The following is a 4,865-nucleotide window of genomic DNA, read 5'->3' as shown; positions in this document are numbered from 1 at the left end:
CCCCGCGAAGCAGCCATAAGATACATAACTTCTAAACAGGCCCCCGTAGGTACTAATGCGCGTCGTTCCGCATAAGCAAAGCTAAAGGCGGGTAAGTCGCAGCTGTGGCCACTGTCCGCTGACCAGACCTCGCGCCCAGAGTGGGCCTCCCGGCGGGGCGGGCGAGAGGCGGCATTTCCTGCCGACTGCCTTCGACCCAAAGCAGACCACCACGTTGTTTACGGCGACTCCTCAGTAACCGTATTCTGGGCTGCAATTTCTCAACGTTTTGCCATTGGATCGCGGTGGAGCGCTACCGTACGAAAACCCATCCTCGCATGAAAGAGCCTACGTCTATCTAGATACCCCTCGGCCCGACTGTTTTACGATGCGTGTGAATTTTCGGTTAGACACGAATCTGATAATTGATCGAGAGAGTCCTACGAGTGATGCAACTATGACAAAAGAAAATAGGAGACAAACCACTTTGAACAAGCTCTCGTCTTCGAGATGCCAACCTTGTGCAGTAGCAATGGGCTGGACCAGCTCGGGAGATAGGGTCGCAGATGCAAGAACGCCAAAAGTTAGCGTGATCCAGCGTGTGTCATGGTCACCGGCAATTTTCTCGCTGAGCTCGAGTGCCTTCCTTGCGACGTCTACCTTCTGCTGAACAATCAAGCGCGACCCTGACGTTCTCGCGCTACTCCTAACGCTGTGGAAAAAATTCTGGGTTTCACCGTACCGGTGCCCGTTAAAAAATGCTTCATCTAAACCCATCAACCTTAGTTCAAGACGCGCGACGTCGGCCGAGGTAGTGCATCTGTCCAACTCATCAGACACGGCTGAGTAGAAAACCTGTAAAAATTGGGCAGCCTCTGTGAGGACAAGCGTATCCGCGATTATGTTATCAAGGACCACTGAATCTTCAGCCCGGATTGCCGCGGACACCTTGCCAGCACATAGGACAAGTGACACCCCCTCGCTAAAATAATGATTGAAGTCGTCGAACGGGCGTAGATCAGGCAACTCAGGTTGTTCCATACCGACCACCGCGCTCGGATGGGATCTCATCATTACGCTGTTGATCAGCAGCCTGTGTTTCGCCGCATTCCTTGCCGCACTCTGCAACTGCCCGTCGTGTGACGAAACAATCAATACCGGCTTTCCAAACCATCCGCTCAAGTTTCTTGACTTCCACTGTTTTGCTAGTCGTTGCGGCCGCTGAGGAACCTTTCCAATGTCCAATGAGCGCTCAATCATCGAAATTAGATTTCTCGCTATATCGGAAAGGCTGAGACGATCCGTTAGTGCCAGCTCGACTAGCTCGAGCTTGTCATCGCCGAACTCGAACGATTCCTGGATTAACTGGGCATTCCGCATCAATCCCTTGAACGCGGAATATTGGCGCCACCTAGCAGCCAGCGGCATGGATGCAAACTGTTGTTCAAGTGCCGCTCGATAGAATGGTACGTTCACCTGAAATGATTTAGTCCCACGCGTCGCGGCATTGACTTCATTACTCACAATTTCGGCGACTAACCGTTCTTCGAACCTGTGTAGTAGTTCAAAAAGAACGCTCACGGTTCCGTCCTCGTAGAGCCGGATCATCGGAGTGCAAAGAGAGTACGCGTCATCACCATCTAAGCGGATTGCTACAGGGCTTACCTGGATTCTCACGCTATCAGCGGGAAAAGAGGATGCGCCATTCGAAAACTTGCTATCAGAATTCAGAAGGTGAAGCGCGTTCCACACACCCATTTTCGCTGCGTCGGTTGGATCGCGCGCCAAGAATTTCTCAAGGCCGCCAATCGAGCTTCCTCGTCCATCTAATGATTGGTCTATCAGCAGCTTGTCGCAGGCGACCGAACGCTCCGACCGGTAATAAAGCGCACCTCGACTGCAGAGCGCGAAGTCGAATACATCGGACGCGACCAGTATGCGGCATGCACGTTCTAGGTCAACGCTTTCGGAAATCTTCGAAGAGTAGAGGAAACAAATGGTGCCGCTGTATCTATGCTCGCGCGCTCTGCGACGTTTCAAAAAATTCTGCATACTCATTTTTGAGCTCTATAGTTTAGTAATGCTTAATTATCCCGCTTCGCTAGAAAATTATGTGGAATGTATCGTTATTTATAAAGTATCAGAAGAAAAATATCGCAGTTGAGGAGGCTGTAACCGCTCATAGCCGGCAAGCGACCGCTCGCCGGCCGAGAGTCATCAAGCCTCGGTTTTATCCAGCCATCTCAAGAGAATCATCGACCTTGATGCCCAGATAGCGAACTGTGCGTCGCTCGCAAAGGCACGCACTGTTTACCGGCCCGTCTCTCAACTTTAAGGATTCCGAGGGGGCGTTCGGTACCGCCACTTGGAGATCCCAGTTCTGGCTGCGTCCTGATCCAACGGGGCGATTTCCGTCCCAACGCGCTCGCTGGAAATGTACACTCATGCCGGATTGGCATCAACGAGCCAGAGGCTCTTCTTTTCGGGCATCTACTAGGGAGCCTATGGGATGGTCAAGTTAAGGCTACAGGCACTGCTTAATAAAGCACACGCAACAGTGACATTGCGGTTGTATCGGGCAATTATCCGGCTCAATTACTGGTGGCTACAGCATGGGCTGAAAATCGCGGCGACTGTCTTGCTGATCTCTATGCTTTCAACCGTGCTGGCAATGCCGTTCCTGCAGAGGGAGTTCGGTAACTATTTCAGCAACGGCGACAGCCTGGCTTCGCTCAGGACACTTCTTGGCGGCACAGGCGCAGCAATGATCGGAGCTGCCGCTATCGCGTTCTCAATCGTTGTGTTCGCCATGCAGATTAATGTCGATCGCATGCCGCATGGTTTATTCAGACGGCTAAGCTCTGACCTCAGGTTACTGGGTTCGTTTCTTGCATCATTTCTCATTGCACTAGTTGTCGGCTCGACATCGCTCATTCCGGACGGAAGCTGGGCGATTCCCGCAATAGTTGCGGCAATTTGGGGAGTCGCAGTGATCGTACTGCTGTTTCTTTTCGCGTACAGACGCGCACTCCAACTCATCAATCCGATCGAACAGCTTTCTATTATGTCGAAGGAGGTTCAACAGGATGTGCGTAGATGGAGCCGATTGGCAGATAAAGCTGAAATCCTTTTGCATAAAGAGACGCCACCCGGGGAGGGAGACGACGGCATAGAGTTCCACTTCAACGCTTCCAAGGCATATTTCTTTCAAGTCAACGACCATTGGACCAAAGCCGCAGGGCAAGCGATTCACTACGCCATTTCTTACGCAAAGCGCTTCGCTGAACAAGGCGACTATGAGGTCACTGAGTATGCGTTCGAACGCGTTTCGCAGATCAACGCCACCTATTGCGCTGCGAAGCACGGTACCTTCGTCGGAAGCAACCCTCTCTTCGAGATGCCGGGCACAACCGACGGATTTATTAATATTTCGCTAGAGCAACTTCGGCAGACAATGCAGACCGCATTGGCGAAGGGTGATGAGCGACTGGGGGAAAGCACTCTGCGTGCTATTGGTGGGCTTTATGGCGTGTATCTGAAGATCGAGTATCCGGGGCGTGATCGAAGCAAGTACCACGCACTACTTGCTGCCGGTTATATGGGCTCGGCCGTCGAGTCTGTCATTCCGCACAACATGCCCGACCTCATGATGGAGGGAATTCGGCTGTTGGGCCGCGCTTCGAAACTCGCGCTAGATCATACAAACCCGAGCGAGATTGTGAGCACAGTACAGAAGATCGCTTCCCTTTCCAACGTTGGAATATTCCGGACAGACCATCAGGCGGTCACGCTTACTGCATTTGAGCAGCTTGCCGATGTCACCTACGACCTCATTACAAAAGGAAAGCACGATATCCACTTTCCAGTCCGTCAGTTGCGTTCGGCCGTGACCGAAGCTGCGAAGGGGTTCCTGGAAACGCCGGAAACGCGGCTCGAACCCATACACCGCAATACGCTAGGCCCATACTTTTCGAGCACCAGCGATTCTTCGCTCAGAGGAAGGCTTACGTCATTTGTTAACCAGTTGGTGGAAGCGCCCGTGGTCCACATGCGTGTAGGTGAGATCATTGGCAACTTTGAAACTTGGGCGGACCAGATATATGGTTCGCAGAAGGAGCTCTTCCTTCTCGCCCTCCAGAAGCGATCCTCGTTTTCCTACGATCTCATCACGTGGGCCGTCGGGATCTCCGAGCTGCTTAATGCCCTCTCGAATGCGCCTGCGTGCCCTCAATATCAAAAGGACAAACTGCGGGGTCATGCGGTCTGGCTCATTTCGACTCTATCTTGGCTTCCCGACGATAAAGACTCGGTTATCTTTGTCGCAAAATACTCCCTCACAGACCACCTCTTCGAAGCGGCTTTGGACGGATATCGACGGGAATGCCTGGAGTTTTATGAAGCTTCAACACAACTCTTAATGGACTGGGCGTGTAAGGGCGGAAGGTACGAGACCGGCTGGGGAATTCTGGAAACGGCCACCAAAGGACTGGTCGCATTGGCGATCGGTGAAGGTACCCAAGCTGCAACGAATGTTCTGAAGACGAAGTTCCGCGCAATGCTGAACAGCGAGGGAGCACCTGCACAGAAGCTCCGGATCCGCGCCGCAACTAGAATGTCCAGAAGCGTCGACGACCTCCGGAGCTCCAACGTCCTCCATTCTCGAATCGATTACATGCTTGCGCAGTTCGATCAAGCTGCAGTGCGCACGTTGATGCACGAACTGGCTGACATGCTTGCAACCGAGTCGGTCCAATCTAAGCCTGATAGCGTCGGTCCTGAATAGCTCACCAATTGAGCACGTGTCGGAACGGCCGCTCCTGGCCGGTTGCTGGCATTCCGGCCCGGTTTAGCCGCTAAACACCCAATTCAAAACACGTTTATCCGAA

At 52.7% G+C, this 4,865-nt stretch carries 2 protein-coding genes; one reads left to right on the top strand and one right to left on the bottom strand.

From position 1 onward, the window contains the following. Positions 1 to 333: 333 nt before the first annotated feature. Positions 334 to 2,037 (bottom strand): hypothetical protein, encoded by a 1,704-nt coding sequence (locus tag WBR68_RS30675; RefSeq protein WP_230696169.1) that lies wholly within the window; start codon positions 2,035 to 2,037, stop codon positions 334 to 336. Positions 2,038 to 2,488: 451 nt separating this feature from the next. On the opposite strand from WBR68_RS30675, the gene WBR68_RS30670 reads away from it, so the two are divergent. Beyond that, a complete protein-coding gene (locus WBR68_RS30670; protein WP_230696168.1) occupies positions 2,489 to 4,762 on the top strand; it encodes a DUF2254 family protein in 2,274 nt (757 codons plus the stop codon). Positions 4,763 to 4,865: the final 103 nt, after the last annotated feature.

Source organism: Achromobacter sp. JD-1, assembly GCF_038594925.1.
In the GTDB taxonomy this organism is placed as follows: Bacteria; Pseudomonadota; Gammaproteobacteria; order Burkholderiales; family Burkholderiaceae_B; genus Achromobacter; species Achromobacter spanius_C.
Note: the sequence above shows the minus strand (reverse complement) of the source record. Positions and strands in the feature narration are given on the sequence as shown.

Excerpts from the sequence above, each read along its gene's own strand:
- WBR68_RS30675 (WP_230696169.1), bottom strand. The coding sequence starts at position 2,037 with ATGAGTATGCAGAATTTTTTGAAACGTCGCAGAGCGCGCGAGCATAGA.
- WBR68_RS30670 (WP_230696168.1), top strand. The coding sequence starts at position 2,489 with ATGGTCAAGTTAAGGCTACAGGCACTGCTTAATAAAGCACACGCAACA.